Below are 18,674 nucleotides of genomic sequence, written 5' to 3' on the forward strand. Positions count from 1 at the left end.
GATGTCGTTTCGTCCCGCCTTGATCCTCGCAACCGTGCTCGCCGCATGGTCGGCAGCAAGCTCCGCCGAGACCATCAAGATCGGCGTGACGCCAGGCCCGCACGCCCAGATCTTCGAGGCGGTGAAGCCGGTCGCGGCCAAGCAGGGCCTCGACATCCAGCTCATCGAGTTCTCCGATTATGTGGTGCCGAACGCTGCGCTCGACGCCGGCGATATCCAGGCCAATTCGTTCCAGAACCAGCCTTACCTCGACAACCAGAAGGCTGACCGCGGCTACAAGATCGAGTCGGTCGGCCTTACCGTGAACTTCCCGATCGGCGTCTATTCGAAGAAGCACAAGAGCTGGGCCGACATTCCCGACGGCGGCAAGGTCTCTATCCCCAACGATCCCACCAATGGCGGTCGCGTGCTGCTGCTCTTGCGCGACAAGGGCGTGATCAAGCTGAAGGACGGGGTCGGCTTCAAGCCGACCGTGCTCGATGTCACAGAGAACCCCAAGAAGCTGAAATTCGTCGAGGTCGATGCGGCGCAGGCGCCGCGCGCGCTCGATGACGTCGACGCCGCCGCGATCAACACCAATTATGCAACCCAGGCGGGACTCGATCCGGTCAAGGATCCGATCCTGCGCGAGGACCCCAAGGGTCCGTATGTCAACCTGATCGCGGTGCGCAGCGCCGATAAGGACAAGCCCTGGGTCAAGATCCTGGTCGATAGCTATCACACGCCCGAGGTGAAGGAGTTCATCCTCACCAAGTTCAAGGGCGCGGTGTTGCCGAGCTGGTAGGCAGCCTGCCTAGCCGAAGCTCAGCGCGGGGGCGCGATCCCGGCGGGCAGCCTTGCGCATTGCCCGCTTGTCTCGGGCCTCGTCTGCCGACATCATTGGGCTCGTGGCCATCCTCGCTCCACAGGGGTCGTATGAAACGCTTTGCCAATCTGAAACGACTGGGATTCTTCACACGTCTGCTGGACGAGGCGCCGCCGGCAGAGCGCTATCGCTTTGCGGCCGAGCAGATCGTATGCGCCGAGAAGGCGGGGCTCGATTCCGCGTGGATCGCGCAGCACCATTTTCACGAGCGCGAGGGCGGCTTGCCGTCGCCCTTCACCTTCCTCGGCTACGTCGCCGCTCAGACCTCTCGGATTCGCCTGGGCACCGGGATCGTCACCCTGCCGCTGGAGAGCGCGGTGCGGGTGGCGGAGGACGCCGCGGTACTCGACCTGCTCTGTGGCGGCCGGTTCGAGCTCGGCGTCGGCACCGGCGGCAATCCGTCCGCCTTTGCCGCCTTCGGCCTCGATGGTGCCCAACGTAACGAGATATTTGCCCGCAATCTCGACGTGGTGCGCAAGGCGCTGACAGGCAAGCCGCTCGAGGGTGGCGACACGCTCTATCCGCAGCGGCCGCAGCTCGACAAGCGCATCTGGCAGGCGACGTTCTCGGTGGCGGGCGGCGCCCGCGCCGGCAAGGCCGGCGATGGCCTCTTGCTCTCGCGCACCCAGCCGCGGGCCAAGGAGGCGCCAAGCGCCACGCTCGCCGAGATCCAGAACCCGATCATCGATGCCTATCTCGCAGCGCTGCCATCAGGCGCTGAACCACGGATCATGGCATCGCGCAGCGTATTCGTCGCCGATGATCATCGTGAGGCGCTGCGGTTGGCCGATATCGGCCTGCGTCGCGCGCTGCCACAGTTCATGAAGGGTGGTCATCTTCCCCCCGGCGAAACGCTGCAGGAGATGATCACGGCATTCGACACCCATGTCGGCGGCGCTGACGAGGTGATCGCCTCGCTGCGCACGGATAAGACGCTGGAGCGGGTGACTGATCTCGTCTTCCAGGTCCATTCGGTCGATGCGCCGCACCCCTACGTCCTGCGCTCGATCGAGCTGGTGGCTGACAAGGTTGCGCCGGCGCTGGGCTGGATCCGGACGGCGCCCGATGTGGCGTTGGCAGGCTAGTCGACATGAATATGACTGACGTTGCGCGAGGCTGAATGATGGCACCGACTGATATCATCGACACGCTCGCCGGAATCGAACCGGGATCGGCGCTGGACGCCATTCGCGCCAAGCGCCTGCAGGCGCGCGAGAATGCGCAGAAGAGCTATCTGTCCTTGTTCGAGCCGATCGAGGCCGGCGAATTCTCGCTGCTCGAACGTGCGGCGGTCGCGGCGTTCGTGACCGGACTGCATGGCGAGTCCCCCGTTGCGACGTTCTATCGCGACAAGCTCGCGGCGACCGCAGGCGGCGCGACTCTGCTTGAAGCCATCGATGCCGAGATCGCGCGTGGCAAGACTTCCGGTCCGTATGGCTCGTTTCCGGCGGGGCCGCTGTCGATCGAGAATACGGCAGGCCTGATCTACCGCGTGAGCGTGGCAAGCAAGTCCGTGCTCGGCGTCAGGCTCGTCGCGGCGCTCGAGCATGCGCACCTCCTGGTGTTCCGGCCGCGCGATGCGGCATCCAGCGATATGAAGGCGCTGCTTGCCGCCGGTTGGTCGACCACCGGCATCGTCACGTTCTCACAGCTCGTCGCATTCCTGTCGTTCCAGGTGCGCGTCGTCAGCGGCCTGCGCACGCTCGCCGCCGCGAACGCATAAGAGGAGGCTGCCACATGAGCGCCACCGTCAATCCGCCCGTCGTTTTCACCCAGGACGAGCTCGGCTGGGTCTCCTGGATCGAGCCGCTGTCCGAAGCCGAGCTCACCGAGAGGCATTTCGCGGGCCTGGTCGATCGTGCCCGCGCCAAGTCGGAATATTTCCGCCTGCTGGTGCGCGATCCCGAGGTGCTGGAAGCCCGCACCAAGACCGACAAGGACATCTTCTACAACGTCGCCGACGGCCTGCCGCGCGCCGAGCGCGAGCTGGCGGCGGCTGCGACGTCGCGCTACAACGGCTGCATCTATTGCGCCTCGGTGCATGCGCGCTTCGCCAGCACCTATTCCAAGCGCCGCGACGACGTGCAGAAGCTGCTCGACGAGGGCGTCAACGCCGACCTCGGTGAACGCTGGAACGCGGTGGTCAAAGCCTCGGTGGCGCTGGCTTCGACGCCGATCGCGTTCGGCCCTGACAACATCAAGGAGCTGCGCCGGGCGGGCCTCGACGATGCCGAGATCGTCGACGTCATCAACGGCGCCTCGTTCTTCAACTGGGCCAACCGGCTGATGCTGTCGCTTGGTGAGCCCTCGAAGTAATCCGTTTCAACACCTGAGTGGATGGAGCCTCACATGAGCAACATCAATCGCCGAGTCCTGATCAAGAGCTCAATCGCCGCTGCAATTGCGGGAACGTCACTTTCGCGCGCCGCCTTCGCCGACGCCGATCCGATCCTGCTCGGCGTCAGCGGTCCGCTGACGGGACCGAACGCGCAATATGGCACGCAATGGAAGCAGGGTTTCGATCTCGCGCTCGATGAGATCATGGCCGCCGGCGGCATCAACGGCCGCAAGCTCGCCTATACTTTTGAGGACAGCCAGAGCGACCCGCGCCAGTCGGTGGCGATCGCGCAGAAGTTCGTATCCGATCCGCGCATCGTGCTGGAGCTCGGCGATTTCTCCAGCCCCGCCTCGATGGCGGCTTCGCCGATCTACCAGCGCGGCGGGCTCGTGCAGTTCGGCTTCACCAATTCGCACCCCGATTTCACCAAGGGCGGCGACTACATGTGGAGCACCTCGGTCAGCCAGGCCGACGAGCAGCCGCTGCTGGCGCGATATGCGGTGAAGCGCCTTGGTCTGAAGAGGCTTGCGGTACTGCATCTCAACACCGATTGGGGCCGCACCAGCCGCGACTACTTCAACAACGCGGCCAAGGAGTATGGTGCGGAGATCGTCGTCACCGAAGGCTATATCGCCGAGGAGCGCGACTTCCGCTCCACGCTGGTGCGCGTGCGCGACGCCAATCCTGACGGGCTGGTGCTGATCTCCTATTATTCCGACGGCGCGCTGATCGCGCGCCAGGCGCGGCAGGTCGGGCTGAAGCAGGTGATCTGCGCCGCGAGCTCGGTCTATTCGCCGAAATTTCTCGAGCTCGGCGGCGATGCCGTCGAGGACGTCCATGTCGGCACGCGCTACTTCCCGGAGGACCCGCGGCCCGAGGTGCAGAACTTCATCGCCGGTTTCAAGAAGAAGTACAATGGGCAGGAGCCCGACGCCTTCAACGCCTACGCCTATGACGCCATGAACATGGCTGCGGCCGTGATCAGGATCGGCGGTACCGATCGCAAGGCGATCCGCGATGCCTTCGCCAAGGTCAAGGACGTCCCGAGCGTGATCTTCGGCCGCGCGACGTTCAACGTCGCGACCCGTCGCATCAACGGCGCGATGAATGCCGAGCTCGTCGTGCGCAAGGGCCAGTTCACGCTTTGGGACGGCAAGCCCACCTGATCTCCCGGCCGGAGCCCTTCGCTCCGGCCTTTCTCCCTTCATTAGGAACCCTGCGTGTCCTCCTGGCTCGACTACACCATCAACGGGCTGATCGTCGGTAACGTTTACGCCCTCGTTGCAGTCGGGCTCGCGCTGATCTTCGGCGTCAGCCGGCTGATCAATTTCGCACAGGGCTCGATCTACCTGGTCGGCGCCTATATCGGCTGGGTCGCAGTGGTGCAGCTGCACACGCCGCTGCCGCTCACCATCATCTTCGTGGCGGTGTTGGCGGCACTGGTCGGACTGATCATCGAGCGGTTCGGGCTGCGGCCGCTGCAGAATTCGGTGCGCATTGCCCCGCTGCTGGCGACGATCGGCATCAGCTTCGTGCTGGATCAGCTCGTCATGCTGACCTTCTCGCCCAATCCGCGGGCGCTGCCGAGCCAGTTGCCCGATGTCCGTTTCCAGGTCGGCGGCGGCACGATCGGGCCACTCGATCTGCTCATCGCCGGCGTAGGCATCACGAGTGCGCTGCTGCTGTTCGTGTTCCTGCGCTACACGAGGCTCGGCTGGGCGGTGCGCGCCGCCTCGCAGGACCGCGACGCGGCCATGCAGATGGGCGTCGACGTCAACAGGGTCAATCAGACGGTGTTCGGCATTGCCGCGGCGCTCGGCGGCGTCTCCGGCCTTCTGGTCGGTATGTACTACAACCAGATCGACACCGCGATGAGCCTGCAGGCGACGCTCAAGGGCGTCGTCGCCGAAGTCGTCGGCGGCGCCGGCAACGTGCCTGGAGCTGTCGTCGGCAGCCTGCTGCTTGGCCTCGTCGAGAGCTACGGTGTCGCCGTGTTCGGCACCAGCTATCGTAATCTGTTCGCCTTCCTGCTGCTGGTGGTCGTGCTGGTGCTGCGGCCGAACGGCCTGTTCGCCAGCGCGCGGCAGGCGCCGCCGGAGCCGCTCACCGGCACCTTCATCGCGCCGAGCCGGCCGGTCCGCATTCCGCGCTGGGCCCTGGCTGTCGTGACCGCCGCATTTGCGGTCCTGCCTCTGCTGCCAGTGTCGTTCTACATGCTCCAGACCCTGATCAACGCCTGGCTGCTGGGCATGCTCGCGCTCAGCCTGACGCTGGTGGCCGGCACCATCGGGCAGGTCTCGCTCGGCCACGCCGCGCTGCTGGCGATCGGCGCCTATACCTCCGCGCTGCTGTCACTGACGTTGAACGTCCCGGTCGGTCTCGCCATCATCTCCGGCGGGCTGATGAGCGCCGCGCTTGGTACGATCCTGATCTCGCCGTCATTCCGCCTGCGCGGCCACTACGTCTCGATCGCGACGCTCGCCATCGGCGAGATCGTCTCGCTGGTGATCCTGAACTGGGAGGGCGTGACGCGCGGACCCATTGGCATCTCCGGCATCCCGCCATTGTCGCTGTTCGGCTACGATCTGATCAGCCCCGCCTCGGTGTACTGGTTCGCCTTTGCGGTGATGGTCGTGCTGGCGCTGCTGCAGGCGCGCCTTCTCGGCTCGCATCTCGGCCGCAGCTTTCGCGCCATTCGAGACGACGATATCGCCGCGCGCGCCTATGGACTCGGCCTGAACCGCTACAAATCGCTCGCCTTCATCTTCGGCGGCTTCGCGGCCGGCGTCAGCGGTGGTATCGCCGCGCATCTCTATTCCTACATCAACCACGAGACCTTCAACACGCAGCAATCCATCCTGGCGCTGACCGTCGTGATCCTCGGCGGTCTCGGCAATGTCGTCGGCGCCATCGTGGGCGCGGTCGCGCTGGTCGGCCTGCCGGAAGTGTTCCGGATCGCGGCCGAGTATCGCATCCTGATCTACGGCATCGTGCTGCTGCTGCTCGTGCGGTTCAGGCCGCAAGGCCTGTTGGGGACGATCTGATGGGGCAGCCGCACGCACCGTTATTGTCCCTGCGCGGGCTGACGCGCCGCTTCGGCGGCCTCACGGCTGTCGATGGCATCGATCTCGATCTCGCCAAGGGCGGGCTCGTCAGCATCATCGGCCCGAACGGCGCCGGCAAGACCACGCTGTTTAATCTCGTCACCGGGCTCGACCGGCCGGATGCAGGCGAGGTCCGTTTCGAGGGAGAGGACATCACCGGTCTCTCGCCGGAACGGCTCGCCGGCCGCGGCATCGCGCGCACCTTCCAGCTCGGCCGCGTCTTCGGCAATCTCAGCGTGATGGACAACGTCCTGATCGGCGCTCACACACGCCTGCGCGCGGTGAAGCCGGCGGTGCCCGTGATCGGTCCGTTGCTGGAGCTGGGCCTCGCGCTGCTGCGTCCTGCAAGCGTCAGGGACGAGGAAGAACGGCTGCGCGAAGAGGTCAAGGCCATCCTCGGCCGTTTCGGCGAACGGCTCTTGCCGCGGATCGACCAGCCGGCCTATAGCCTCTCTTACGCCAATCGCCGCCGGGTCGAGATTGCGCGCGCGCTGGCGTTGAAGCCGCGCCTGCTGCTGCTCGACGAGCCCACGGCCGGCATGAACCCGAGCGAGACCGCGGAGATGCAGGCGCTGGTCGCCGAGCTGAAGGCGGAGGGCCTGACCATCCTCCTCATCGAGCACAAGCTGGAGATGGTGATGCGCCTTTCGGACCGCGTCATCGTCATGGACGAGGGCAAGAAGATCGCGGAAGGACCGGGCGAGGAGGTGCGTGGCGATCCCAAGGTGATCGAGGCCTATCTCGGTCACGGCCTGTCGGGCGGGGCAGAGCAGGAGAGTGCGGCATGAGCACGAGCGCAGCCGAACCGCTGCTGGAGCTGACCAACGTCAACACCTTCTACGGCCAGGCCCAGGTGCATTTTGATCTGTCCATTACGGTTGGCCGCGGCCACATCGTGTGCCTGCTCGGCGGCAACGCCAGCGGCAAGTCGACGACGATGAAGATCATTCTCGGCCTGGTGAAGCCGCGCTCGGGCGAGGTGACGTTCGACGGCGCTTCGCTGATCGGGCTCACGACGCCACAGATCGTCCGCCGCGGCATCGCCTCGGTGCCGGAGGCGCGGCGGCTGTTTGCGGATATGAGCGTGCGCGAGAACATCCTGATGGGCGCATTCGTGCGCAACGACCGCAGCGCCGTGACGCAGGATCTCGACAAGATGCTGACGCTGTTCCCGAAGCTCGGCCAGCGACTGTCGCAGCGCGCCGGCTCCCTGTCCGGCGGCGAGCAGCAGATGGTCGCAATGGCGCGCGCGCTGATGAGCCGGCCGCGCTTGATCGTGATGGACGAGCCGACCATGGGGCTGTCGCCGCTCTACGTCGATCGCGTGCTGGAGCTGATCCGCACCATCAACCAGGAAGGCGTCTCGGTGTTCATGGTCGAGCAGAACGCCAGCCTCGCGCTCGAGATCGCGCACGAAGCCTATGTGCTTCAGACCGGCAGGATCGTGCTCTCGGGTCCGGCGCGGATGTTGAAGGATGATCCCCGCGTGCGCGATGCCTATCTCGGCGGTCCGGAGGCGGCGTAGCAGGCTAGTTGCCTCCGCACCGTCACGGCCCGGGCTTGACCCGGCCATCCACCTCTTTCTTTGCTCGCGCCGAGAACGTGGATGCCCGGGGCAAGCCGGGGCATGACGACCTCGCAGATTCGCATATGCGGCCATCTATCCGGCTATGGCACTGGTCAGTATGATCATCCCACGAAAAGATCATACTGTTGGCGCAATGGACGTACGGCGGAATGCGTGTTTTGACGGGATGGTCTATGCGGGCGGGCCTGGAATGATGCTGCTGTTCGGCGGGCTCGTCGCCGCCAATGTTGCCGCATGGGCCTGGGCTTTCGCGGCATTCGGCGACCAGCCCGCGGTGACGGCGACCGCCCTGCTTGCCTGGGTGTTCGGCCTGCGCCACGCCGTCGACGCCGATCACATCGCCGCCATCGACAATGTCGTGCGCAAGCTGATGCAGACGCGCGAAACGCCGCGCAGCGTCGGCCTGTATTTCGCGCTCGGCCATTCCAGCGTGGTGGTGATTGCGACCATGCTGCTTGCGTTTGGCGTGGTCAGCCTTGGCGGCGACAGCCTGTTGAAGGACGCTGGCAGCCTGATCGGCACATCGGTGTCGGCGCTGTTCCTGCTGGCGATCGCGGCGATCAATCTCGCCATCTTCGCCGGCCTGTGGCGGACCTTTCGTGCGGCGCGCGAGCAGGGCATTCATGACGCCGCCGGGTTGGACGCGCTGCTCGCCCATCGCGGATTTCTCGCGCGCCTGCTCGGCCCGATGTTCCGCCTGGTGACCAAGCCCTGGCACATGTTTCCGCTTGGATTGCTGTTCGGTCTCGGCTTCGACACCGCCACCGAAATCGGCCTGCTCAGCATCTCCGCCACGGAGGCCGCGCGCGGTGCATCGTTCACCGACATCCTGGTCTTTCCCGCGCTGTTCGCGTCAGGCATGGCGCTGGTCGATACCGCCGACTCCGCGCTGATGGTGAGCGCCTATCGCTGGGCCTTCGTCGATCCCATGCGCAAGCTCTGGTACAACCTGACGATAACAGGCGCGTCCGTCGCGGTGGCGCTGTTGATCGGCAGCATCGAGGCGCTCGGCCTGATCTCCGACCGGCTTGGACTTTCCGGCGGCGTGTGGGCGCTGGTCGATAGCCTCAACGAGTCGCTCGCCAATGTAGGCTTTGTGGTGATCGCGCTGTTCGTGATCGCCTGGCTGGTCTCGCGCCTGCTCTACCGCCGCATGTTCGCCGATGAGGCGCGCCGTTTGCCTGATGCGACCGAGGCCGTGTAACTGACGAGGCGTCCCTGAATCTGCCGAATTAGGCCGACGCCGCGCTCGCTATCTGCTCCGCCGGCTGGTCGTCGCCATTGGGATCGCCCGGCGCGGTCGCCCAGGCCAATTCCACCAGCGTGATGAACCTGCGTCCGCCGCCGTCGAGCTGAACGACGATCAGGCCCTGCTCCTCCATATAGCCGAGCAGGCGCTGCGCGCGGCGCAGCGAGTGCGAGCCATAGGCGCGCGCGATCGCGGCATCGCCGGGGCAGGGCCACCCTTCCTTGGCGGCCCGTGCGATCATCATGAACACGCCCTGCATGTCGTCGGGCAGGATCGAGGCGCGTAGCGTCACCTCCTGCCAGGCATCGTCCTCGGCGATGTCAGTGCCGACCCCAGCGCGTGCATGGGTCAGCATGCGGCGGAATTCGCTCAAGTCGGGCACGGCCGCGCCGAGACCTTCGATGCGGCAGCGGACCACGAACTCCTGGTAGAGCACGCCGATGGCGCGGAAGCCGGCGTCGGGCGCGGCCAGCACGGCGCGCAACGTCCGATCCACGCGCTCGCGCCGTTCCGCGAGCTCCTCGGCGCTGACCGCGACCTCGACCGCCTCGGGGCTGATCTCGGGAGCCGCCGCCTTCGCGGCACGGAGCTGCTCGAGCAGATCAGGCGCCGGCCGACGCTGCGGCCGGCTGGCATCGGGCGGCGGCGCAGCCAGGATCACCGCGCGTGCATCTTCAAGCGTGGCTTCGGGCAGCGGCATCAGCCGCGGAGTCGAATTGCGCGGGCTGGTTTCGGTGGAGCCGATGTTCAGCCGTAGCGGACGCCGTGATAGCGCAGGTCCCAGCGCCATGAATTGTCCGCGTTCGAGATCGCGAAAGGCTTCCGCCTGCCGCCGCTCCATGCCGAGTAGATCGGCGGCACGCGCCATATCGATATCGAGGAAGGTCCGGCCCATCAGGAAGTTCGAGGCTTCCGCCGCGACGTTCTTGGCGAGCTTTGCCAAACGTTGCGTGGCGATGATGCCGGCGAGCCCGCGCTTGCGGCCGCGGCACATTAAATTGGTCATGGCGCCGAGCGACAGCTTGCGCGCCTCGTCCGAGACTTCGCCGGCGACGGCCGGCGCAAACAGCTGCGCCTCGTCGACCACGACCAGCATCGGGTACCAATGGTCGCGCTCGACGTCGAACATCCCGCCAAGGAAGGCGGCGGCGCGCCGCATCTGGTTCTCGGCATCCAGTCCTTCGAGATTGAGCACGGTGGAGACGCGATGCAGCCGCGCGCGTTCGCCCGCCACCTGAAGTCCGCGCTCGGTATGATCCTCGGCGTCGATCACGAGATGGCCGAAACGTTCGGCTAGCGTGACGAAATCGCCTTCAGGATCGATGATGGCCTGCTGCACCCAGGGCGCGCTCTGTTCCAAGAGGCGCCTGAGCAGATGCGACTTGCCGGAACCGGAATTGCCTTGCACCAGAAGCCGGGTCGCCAGGAGTTCCTCGAGGTCCATGGCCGCCGCGGCGCCCGCCGTGGTCAGCCCCATCTCGATCGCAACCGTCATGTCCCCGACTCAAATTCCACCATTCGCGGACAGGGGCTTATCAATCGGATCGGGATGCGTCGAGCGAAACAGGGCGAATCACGCCCCGTTGCCCACGGCGGATTCAAGCCTGGCTTCGGAGCCCGTAGATGCGCGGGCCGGTTGTTTTGGCACCGGGCCGGAGCTGCCGAAGTCATTGCGCCGGCCCGTTGCTCAGGTGATCGCGTGAGGCGCGAAATAGCGCTGCCGCGCTAAAGCCGTCACTGCGCGCCCGATCCGCCCTGCACGATCTTCTCGTTCAGCTTCTGGTCGACGGTGTCGACCGTGCGATCGATCTCGGCATTGGGCACGCCGAGCTGATGCGAGATCAGCTTCACCAGGAGATCGACACGCTCGATGAAGGGCGCGCCGCTGGCCACGGCCCGCGCCGCCGACGACGGCTTCAGCAGGCTTTCGGCGGCCTTGGCGTATTTCGCGAACGGCACCTGGTCCGCGGGATCGGCGCCGAGGCGGCGCGCGATCGCGTCGACATGGTCGTAGATCGTCTGCGAGCGCTTGAGGTCACCATGCACGGCATCGCGGATCGACTGCGGCTCGTCCGGCGTGATGCAGCGGTAGTTGCCGGTGAGCAGCATCGACCACTTCGCCAGCGGCACGAACAGCGAATCGAACACCTTCAGCTTGACCGGCACATCCTTGCCGTCGAGCGTTACCGCGTCGATGTCGGCCTCTAACTCGCGCAGCACCTTGTTGTGCTTCTCGTCGGCAAAGACGGATGCCTTGAAGTTCGTGGGCAGCCCGACATGCAGCACGTTCGCCGCTTCCTCCGGCGGACGGAAGGCCTGCGGATCGGGCGAGCACAGCGTCACCAGCCCTGGCTCGAACCGCTCCCACACCTGCGCATTGGTGTAGGCCTCCTCCAGGTCCATGTCTGATAGCGCCGGGATACGCTTCAGATACGGCAGCGGCGGCATATTCATGATCGAGAGGCACGGCAGCTTTGCCGCGGCGATCTTGACCATGAGCATGCGGACCGTGTGATTGGTGTATTGCGGCTCCTGCATCGCCAGCCCGACCATGTCGTAGCGGGAGACGTCGACATTCTGCGGTGTCACCGCATCCAACTTGCCGGGCAGGTCACGCGAGAAGATCGCGCGGTGCACCGCTTCGTCGCGCAGCTTGATGCGCACCTCGGTACCGTCACGGTTGATCAGCTCCGCGGTCTTGGCGCGGCAGACCAGGGTCACATTGTGGCCGGCCATCAGCAGCTTGGTGCCCAGCAGGGAGCCGTAGGAAGCTCCCAGAATCAATACGTTACGCGCCATGTCTCGTCCCCTGGAATGTCATGTGATTGTTGCGCCCCGGCCGCGGCCCGAGGACGGTTGGAGGCATGTAAAACGAACAACTCCGCAATGGCAACTGGGATAATGCATACAAGCAACTGCGGATATTCCGTAGCCCGAACGGAGCGAAACACCTGTAGGAACGTGTCAAGTATCCCTGGCAAAAATATTCCGCTTTACCGAAATTCGGAAACGGCGTATGTGTCGGCCATCCCGGCTCGAGCTTGAGGGGCGATCGTCCATCGTCACGTTCGCGAGCCGGGGATGCGGTGGACGCGGCAGCGTCGGCACGAGAAGGTGCGGGCAGGGCGGGTAGTCCCTGTGAGCCCGTAACCGCATGGGGACGAACGAGGCTATTCAGTTCGTTGCGCCAACATTCCTGCAGCGCGTGTGCACACTGCTGCAAGACCCTGTGGCCGGCGAATGCGCGTACGGCAAAACCGTGTGGTCCTGGCCGTCGTTGCTACGGTCAAGCTGTCGCGGAGGTGCAGGGCGCCCAACCGGGTTAACTGCATCGTCAATTCGCGAGGGCGAGGGAGGCCAGAGGGAAAATCGGCTCCCGGGAGAGCGCGGCATAAGCCGTCAAACCACTGCGCAGGGAAGGCCGAGTGATTGGCACCACCTGTATGCTGTTGTGCGGTCTTTTTGCGCTACGTCTTCGCGCAGCAGACCGCGGGTGCGAGGTCAGCACCCGGCCTTCCCTGCGCCCTCTTGAATCAGAGGGACGCGAGCGGATCTTGCCGTCCTCCTCGAGGACGGTGATGGCCTCGACCAGGCCATTGACGGGATCTCGCGCCAGAAACTTTTTTCCTGCAGCGTCACGCTCAGCGTCACCGAGCGCTTGTCTTTGGCGGAGCGCTTCCGTTCCAGATAGCCGAGCCGCTCGAACTCGCCGATGATGAAGGAGGCGGTGCCGCGCGTGGTACCGACATAGCTCGCCAGCGCCGATGGTGTCCTGGAGAAGCGGTTGGCACGGGAGAGGAATCGTAGTGCCATCCACTCGCGATCGCGCATGCCGTGCTTGGTGCCTTCGAACCACAGGAGTCGCGCCACCTGTCCCAGTAATTCAATCGCTTCGCGAGCCAAATTCATATCGGTGCCAGATCAGATAAAGCTTTATTCAATTGAGCCTCTGGGTGCGCGATCACTGCGGGTCACAATGATGCTGTCGAGCGTTGCTTCGCCCGAAGCGAAAACAATTGCCGCGCTTGGAAGACGCTTCTCCGTTCTGGAGATGGAACATTCGGGAGTGGAACTAGAGCGCCATGAAGAAAGTTCGAGTAAATATGACGGCTCGACTGATCTGAAAATTTCACTCAAATCGCGCGGGCTTGCGCCCGATTGTCGGGCGCTGTGCTGTGCCAAGCAACATGATGTGTCGATGCGGCCACCATCGAGCCTGTCAGTTGCGGCAAAGCGTTGCGAATTGCGCGAAGCCGCACAGTTTCCGCAACACGCATTGGGGTGCCGCGGGATGGGAGCTCGGCCGCAAGCCCGTGATGATCTGGCCGCAGCTCGCGACCCTGCTGCTGACCTATCCGGTCTTCCTCTGGATCGTTCATGCGCCGGGTATGCTGTCGCTGCTGGTCGGCTTCGGCTTGCTCTCGGTCATCGGCTCGCTGCCGTTCACCGCATTTTACGCCCCTTTCCCGACGATCGCCGCCAGCAAGAGGTACCAGGCCGGCGCCAGCGGTCGCGATGAGTCTGATGCCGGAAACTGCCCCAGTGAAGCAGCGCGATCGTCGAGTCTGAAGGGCCCTGCACTCGCAGGCTGGTGATTTGCGTTTCGCCGGCAATTGTTGGCGAATGCGTCGCCTGACGGATCAAGGCAAGGCACCAGGGCAAGCCATCAGGAAGGATCAACCGATGAGTATTGAAACCACTGTCACGGCCGACGTCATCGGGCTGACGAAAGTCGCTCCGGTCTCGCGTCGCGGATTCATGAGCGCCAGCGCGGCCGTTGCCGCCGGCTACACGCTTGCGGCAGGTCCCGTCCGCGCCGAGGTGATCACGACCGACACCAACGGCCTGCAGGCCGGCGACGCCAGGATCAAGGTGGGCTCCGAGGATATGCCGGCTTATTTCGCCCGTCCCGCCGGCAACACCAAGGCACCGGTGATCATCGTGGCGATGGAGATCTTCGGGCTGCACGAATACATCAAGGATGTGACGCGGCGTCTCGCCAAGCTCGGCGCCTTCGCAGTTGCGCCCGACTATTACTTTCGCAAGGGCACGGATCTCACCAAGATCACCGACATCAAGGACCTGTTGCCGATCGTCAATGCCAAGCCGGATGCCGAACTGCTGTCCGATCTCGATGCGACGGTGGCGTGGGCGGGATCGCAGGGAGGCGACACCACGAAGCTCGGCATCATCGGCTTCTGCCGTGGCGGCCGCACCGTCTGGGAATATGCCGCGCACAGCAGCGCGCTCAAGGCCGGCGTCGCATTCTACGGCCCGCCGGTCGATGCGCCCAATCCGCTCTGGCCGAAGAGCCCGCTCCAGCTCGCGCCCGAGATGAAGGCCCCAGTGCTCGGCCTCTATGGCGGCGCCGATACCGGCATTCCCGTGGCGCAGGTCGAGCAGCTCAAGGCGGCGCTCGAGCAGAACAAGAAGACGGCCGAATTCAAGATCTATCCGGATGCGCCGCACGGCTTCCACGCCGACTATCGCAGCAGCTATCGCAAGGATGCGGCGGAAGATGCCTGGAAGCAGGCGCAGGCCTGGTTCAGGAAATATGGCGTGCTGAGCTGACGCAGGGCGGCCGACCGGCAGCCCTTCAGGGCGCAAGCTTCGCCTCGCCTCCACGCCACAGCGCATCGAGGCCGTGCCGGTAGGTCGGATAGGCCTGCGCGACACCGAGCTCGCGCTTCAGTCTCGCATTGGAGACACGGGCGCTGCTTGAATAGAAGCTGCGCGCCATCGCCGACATCTGGGCGGTCTCGAACGCCTCTTCGGGCGGCGGCGCAATGCCCATGAGCTGCGCGGCATAGGCGATCACGTCCTGCGGCGGCGCGGGCTCGTCGTCGCAGACGTTCCACGTGCCGCCGTTCTCGTGGCGGATGGCGGCCATGATCGCGCTCGCGATGTCGTCGACATGGATGCGGTTGAAGACCTGGCCGGGCTTGATGATGCGCCGGGCCGTGCCGCTGCGCAGCGCCATCAGCGCGTTGCGGCCGGGACCGTAGATGCCGGCAAGCCGCAGGATCGCGACATTGCCTTGCGCCGTCTCGGTCCAGGCCTGCTCGGCCGCGGCCCGCATCCGCGCGCGGTCGAGCGACGATTGCGGTGGCGTGCTCTCGTCGACCCAACCGCCGGCGTGATCGCCGTAGACGCCGATGGTGGAGAGATAGACCACCTTGCGGCGACCCGTCGCCAGCACGTCGCCGAGCGCCGTGAGCGCGGGATCGCCCGTGTTCCCCGGCGGGATCGATACCAGGAGAACGTCGGCGTCGCGGATGCGATTGATCGTCGCGTCAGCCGGTCGGCTGCCGGAAAAGCCATGCAACTCCAGGCCGGCAAGGTCGTCCCGCCTGGCCGGATCGCGCACCGTGCCGGCGAGATGCGAAAAGCGGTCGCCGAACCTGCGGACGAAGTGCCGGGCGCTATAGCCGAGGCCAAGGATAAAGAGCCGCATGCGTCATCCGTGCAGTCGGAACTCGCCGTCAAACAAAAAACCGCAAAACAACCCCATGCACAGTAGATCACGCCGGCGTGAGGATCGTCGTCAGTGCACCCGGTGGCTCGCCCTATCGTCCTCGGCCTGCTCGACAATCTGCGCGATCGGGCTCGACTGGTGGTGAACCAGGCGCCAGCCGTCGCCGACGCGGCGAAAATGGTTGGCGGCGGCGAGCGCGGTGCCGTCGACGATTTCGATGCAGAGCACGCGGGCGCTGTCGCCATCGATGATGGCCTGCGGCTCGGCGCAGACGATCTGCGGCCGCTCCGGATTCTGCAGGATGTCGCGCCAGCTTCCGATCACCGTGGCATGGCCGACGATCGCGGGCCAGCCGGGATGAATGCAGGAAATGGCGTCGTCATCCGCCCACATCCGCTTCATCTCGTCAAAATCGCCCGTCGAGAAGGCGGCGTAAAAAGCCGCGTTCGCGGCGATGACCTTGCTGTCCTTTGCCATGCCTCTCGGGTGGGCCAATGGCAGGCAAAAATCAAGCGCGACTTCAGGCGCACTTTGAACGCAGTGCAGCATTGCTGCCCAGTTTGTGGTCACACCGAAACCAGCCTCTCCACCGCGCGCCGCGCGCCGTCCTTGTAGAGCTGTCCGAGCGCCGCGGTCACGGCCTCGCGCAGGCGCGGCTCGGCACCAAGCGGTCCAAACACTTTGGCAACGCCGAGCAACGCGGGCGCGAGCCGCTCGGCGACCGGGCCGGCTTCGTGTGCCAGACTTGCAAGCTCGGCGGCGAGGGGATCGCGCACGTCGATCGCGCGGCCCTGCTCGTCGATCGCACTGACGTAGCGCATCCAGCCGGCCACCGCGAGCGCATGGGTTGCGATCGGCAGGTTCCTGGCGAGGCGATCCTGTATCGCACCGAGCAGGCGCTGCGGCAGCTTCTGCGAGCCGTCCATCGCGATCTGCCAGGTGCGGTGATGCAGTGCCGGATTGGAAAAACGTTTCAGCAGTGAGGCGCGATAGGCCGCAAGGTCGGTACCAGCAGGCATCGTCAGCGTCACCGCCGCCTCTTCCATCACCCGCGCGGCGAGGCGGGCGAAATGCGGATCCTGCATGGTGTCGGCGATGGTCTCGTAGCCGGCGAGATAGCCGAGATAGGCCAGCGCCGAATGGCTGGCATTGAGCAGCCGCAGCTTCATCAGTTCGAACGGCTTGACGTCGGTGACGAGCTCGATGCCTGCAGCGGCGAGATCGGGACGGCCTGCGCAGAAGCGATCCTCAACCACCCATTGTGTGAAGGGCTCGGTCATCACGGGCCAGGCGTCGCGCAAGCCGAGCGCCGCGGCGAGCGCCTCGCGATCGGCCTGTGTGGTTTCCGGCACGATGCGGTCGACCATGGTGCAGGGGAATGCGACCGTATCGGCGATCCATTTGCCGAGATCCTTCGAGCGAAGCGCGGCGAACTGGGTCACGATCCGCTGCACGGTGTGGCCGTTGGCAGCGAGGTTGTCGCAGCACAGCACCGTGAAGGGTGGAATGCCCAGCGTCCGCCGGCGTGCCAGTGCGGCCACGATGAAGCCGGGCGCCGAGCGCGGCGCGTCGATATTGTTGAGATCGTGTACGACATCAGGATGGCGCTCGTCGAGGTCACCGGTCTGTGGCGTGTGGCAATAGCCCTTCTCGGTGACCGTGAGCGAGACGATGCGAATGGCGGGATCGGCCATCCGCTCGATCAGCGCCGCCGGATTTTCGCGCGCGACGACGCTGTCGAGCAGCGCGCCGATGATACGGTGCGCGGTGCCCTCAGCGGCGCGTACGGCGACCGTATAGAGATGATCCTGCGGGGCGAGGGCGTTGCGCGTCTCCGGGCTGCGCAGGCTCGCGCCGATGATACCCCATGACGAGCTGCCTGCGCCAAGACAATCGTCGATGACGACGGCTTGATGGGCGCGATGAAACGCGCCCAATCCGAGATGCACGATCCCCGACGTGACGCGCGAGCGGTCGTAGACCGGGCGGCGAATGCCAGCTGGCAGCCGATCGAGATTGGCGTTTCCAAGCCGCATGGTCATTTCCCCTTTGCTCGGCGGCTGCTTGACATGGCGCCCGTATCAGGTCAATGCTCCGGTCAATTGGTAAGGCCAATTATCCAAAATTGGCCGCCGGGCTGGAATCCTTCCCGGCGAGACCCTTTCGGGAGGACCAGCGTGCCGCTGGAAGCTGTGGAGGCGAGACGGCTTTATCGCCAGGTCGCCGATCAATTGCGAAGCCTGATCGACAGCGGCGAGTACGCGGTCGGAAGCCGCTTGCCGACCGAGCGTGAGCTCGCCGATCAGCTCAAGGTGTCGCGGCCGACGGTGCGCGAGGCCCTGATCGCGCTCGAGGTGGAAGGGCGCGTCCGCATTCGCGTCGGCTCCGGCATCTATGTGACCGAGCCCGCCGACGCCACGCCGGTTCCTTCAGCCGTCATCGAGGGGCCGTTCGAGCTGCTGCGCGCCCGCGAATTCCTGGAAAGCGCCATCGCCGAGCAGGCCGCACGGGTCGCGACCAAGGATGATGTCGCGCGCATCGACGCCGCTCTCGTCGCGATGGAGAATGTCGACCACCCCGGCGAAGCCTCGATGGTCCACGATCGTGCCTTCCACATCGCCATCGCCGGGTGCCTCGGCAACGCCGTGCTGGTGCGCGTGGTCGGCGAGCTGTTCGACCAGCGTCTCAATCCCTATTTCGCGCAGCTTGCGCATTATTTCGAGAACCCCTCCACCTGGCGCACCGCGCTTAGCGAGCACCGGGCCGTGCGCGACGCCATTGCGGCGCGCCGGCCAATGACGGCGCACGACGCCATGCGCGACCACCTTGCGCATTCGCAGGAGCGCTTTGCGCAGAACTTCGGCGCCGAGACATCAACAGGGGCGCCGGCGGTGCGATCCGGGGCTGAGCCGGGCAAATCAAAGCGACCGTCGAACAAACAGGCCAAGAGCGGCGGCGGTCGACGGCGATGAGATTGGGCGACCCGCTTCGATTCCAGGGCGGGTGAACAAGAAGCAGACTTAATCAGTGGAGGATATTCAGTGTTGAAGACAAT

17 protein-coding genes and 1 pseudogene are annotated in these 18,674 nt (G+C 65.3%); 12 read left to right on the forward strand and 6 right to left on the reverse strand.

The window, feature by feature from the left end; translation table 11 throughout:
• Window position 1 precedes the first annotated feature (1 nt).
• The 9 genes from BM374_RS23630 to BM374_RS23670 all read left to right on the forward strand — a co-directional run bounded on the left by BM374_RS23630 (window position 2) and on the right by BM374_RS23670 (window position 9,099).
• Entirely contained in the window at window positions 2-784 is a 783-nt protein-coding gene (locus BM374_RS23630; RefSeq protein WP_092297369.1) for a MetQ/NlpA family ABC transporter substrate-binding protein, read from the forward strand.
• A 131-nt stretch (window positions 785-915) separates the two neighbouring features.
• Window positions 916-1,950 (forward strand): putative FMN-dependent luciferase-like monooxygenase, encoded by a 1,035-nt coding sequence (locus BM374_RS23635; RefSeq protein ID WP_092297372.1) that lies wholly within the window; start codon window positions 916-918, stop codon window positions 1,948-1,950.
• A gap of 35 nt (window positions 1,951-1,985) precedes the next feature.
• Window positions 1,986-2,588: a CMD domain protein gene (locus BM374_RS23640; protein ID WP_092297375.1), complete on the forward strand. Its 603-nt coding sequence runs from the start codon at window positions 1,986-1,988 to the stop codon at window positions 2,586-2,588.
• Window positions 2,589-2,602: 14 nt separating this feature from the next.
• Window positions 2,603-3,181 (forward strand): alkylhydroperoxidase domain protein, encoded by a 579-nt coding sequence (locus BM374_RS23645; protein ID WP_092297378.1) that lies wholly within the window; start codon window positions 2,603-2,605, stop codon window positions 3,179-3,181.
• A gap of 33 nt (window positions 3,182-3,214) precedes the next feature.
• Window positions 3,215-4,369 (forward strand): ABC transporter substrate-binding protein, encoded by a 1,155-nt coding sequence (locus tag BM374_RS23650; protein WP_092297381.1) that lies wholly within the window; start codon window positions 3,215-3,217, stop codon window positions 4,367-4,369.
• Between the two features lie 54 nt (window positions 4,370-4,423).
• Window positions 4,424-6,247 (forward strand): ABC transporter permease, encoded by a 1,824-nt coding sequence (locus tag BM374_RS23655; protein ID WP_092297384.1) that lies wholly within the window; start codon window positions 4,424-4,426, stop codon window positions 6,245-6,247.
• The gene (locus tag BM374_RS23660) at window positions 6,247-7,095 is read left to right on the forward strand and encodes an ABC transporter ATP-binding protein (protein WP_177248490.1); all 849 of its coding nucleotides are present in this window, start codon (window positions 6,247-6,249) and stop codon (window positions 7,093-7,095) included. Before BM374_RS23655 ends, BM374_RS23660 begins: the two co-directional genes overlap by 1 nt.
• Window positions 7,092-7,832 carry an ABC transporter ATP-binding protein gene (locus tag BM374_RS23665; RefSeq protein WP_092297390.1) on the forward strand — a complete coding sequence of 247 codons (741 nt, stop codon included), beginning with the start codon at window positions 7,092-7,094 and terminating at the stop codon, window positions 7,830-7,832. The genes BM374_RS23660 and BM374_RS23665 overlap by 4 nt, the downstream gene beginning before the upstream one ends.
• A gap of 253 nt (window positions 7,833-8,085) precedes the next feature.
• Window positions 8,086-9,099, forward strand: a complete 1,014-nt coding sequence (locus tag BM374_RS23670) for a HoxN/HupN/NixA family nickel/cobalt transporter (RefSeq protein ID WP_177248491.1) — start codon at window positions 8,086-8,088, stop codon at window positions 9,097-9,099.
• A 28-nt stretch (window positions 9,100-9,127) separates the two neighbouring features.
• Here the strand turns inward: BM374_RS23670 and BM374_RS23675 are convergent, their stop codons facing one another.
• From BM374_RS23675 to BM374_RS23690, 3 genes and pseudogenes are all read right to left on the reverse strand, one after another.
• Complete coding sequence (locus tag BM374_RS23675; protein WP_092297396.1) at window positions 9,128-10,639, reverse strand: helicase HerA domain-containing protein; 1,512 nt, start codon at window positions 10,637-10,639, stop codon at window positions 9,128-9,130.
• Window positions 10,640-10,878: 239 nt separating this feature from the next.
• Window positions 10,879-11,943, reverse strand: a complete 1,065-nt coding sequence (locus BM374_RS23680) for a ketopantoate reductase family protein (RefSeq protein WP_092297399.1) — start codon at window positions 11,941-11,943, stop codon at window positions 10,879-10,881.
• 742 nt (window positions 11,944-12,685) lie between these two features.
• Window positions 12,686-13,053, reverse strand: a pseudogene (locus BM374_RS23690) (MarR family winged helix-turn-helix transcriptional regulator); the annotation flags it as partial.
• 314 nt (window positions 13,054-13,367) lie between these two features.
• Between BM374_RS23690 and BM374_RS23695 the strand changes: the two are divergent.
• Window positions 13,368-13,739: a hypothetical protein gene (locus tag BM374_RS23695; protein WP_244552676.1), complete on the forward strand. Its 372-nt coding sequence runs from the start codon at window positions 13,368-13,370 to the stop codon at window positions 13,737-13,739.
• Window positions 13,740-13,827: 88 nt separating this feature from the next.
• Window positions 13,828-14,715 carry a dienelactone hydrolase family protein gene (locus BM374_RS23700; protein ID WP_092298024.1) on the forward strand — a complete coding sequence of 296 codons (888 nt, stop codon included), beginning with the start codon at window positions 13,828-13,830 and terminating at the stop codon, window positions 14,713-14,715.
• Between the two features lie 25 nt (window positions 14,716-14,740).
• Here BM374_RS23700 and BM374_RS23705 read toward each other — a convergent pair whose 3' ends face one another.
• The 3 genes from BM374_RS23705 to BM374_RS23715 form a co-directional block, all read right to left on the reverse strand.
• On the reverse strand, window positions 14,741-15,598 hold the full coding sequence (locus BM374_RS23705; RefSeq protein ID WP_092297401.1) for an SDR family oxidoreductase: 858 nt from the start codon (window positions 15,596-15,598) through the stop codon (window positions 14,741-14,743).
• Between the two features lie 90 nt (window positions 15,599-15,688).
• Complete coding sequence (locus BM374_RS23710; RefSeq protein WP_092297404.1) at window positions 15,689-16,096, reverse strand: nuclear transport factor 2 family protein; 408 nt, start codon at window positions 16,094-16,096, stop codon at window positions 15,689-15,691.
• An 89-nt stretch (window positions 16,097-16,185) separates the two neighbouring features.
• Window positions 16,186-17,625: a mannitol dehydrogenase family protein gene (locus tag BM374_RS23715; RefSeq protein WP_502689457.1), complete on the reverse strand. Its 1,440-nt coding sequence runs from the start codon at window positions 17,623-17,625 to the stop codon at window positions 16,186-16,188.
• 171 nt (window positions 17,626-17,796) lie between these two features.
• Here BM374_RS23715 and BM374_RS23720 point away from each other — a divergent pair, with 171 nt between their 5' ends.
• Entirely contained in the window at window positions 17,797-18,591 is a 795-nt protein-coding gene (locus BM374_RS23720) for a FadR/GntR family transcriptional regulator (RefSeq protein WP_092297410.1), read from the forward strand.
• Window positions 18,592-18,674: the final 83 nt, after the last annotated feature.

Origin of the sequence: Bradyrhizobium sp. Ghvi (assembly GCF_900115265.1) — a bacterium.
In the GTDB taxonomy this organism is placed as follows: domain Bacteria; phylum Pseudomonadota; class Alphaproteobacteria; order Rhizobiales; family Xanthobacteraceae; genus Bradyrhizobium.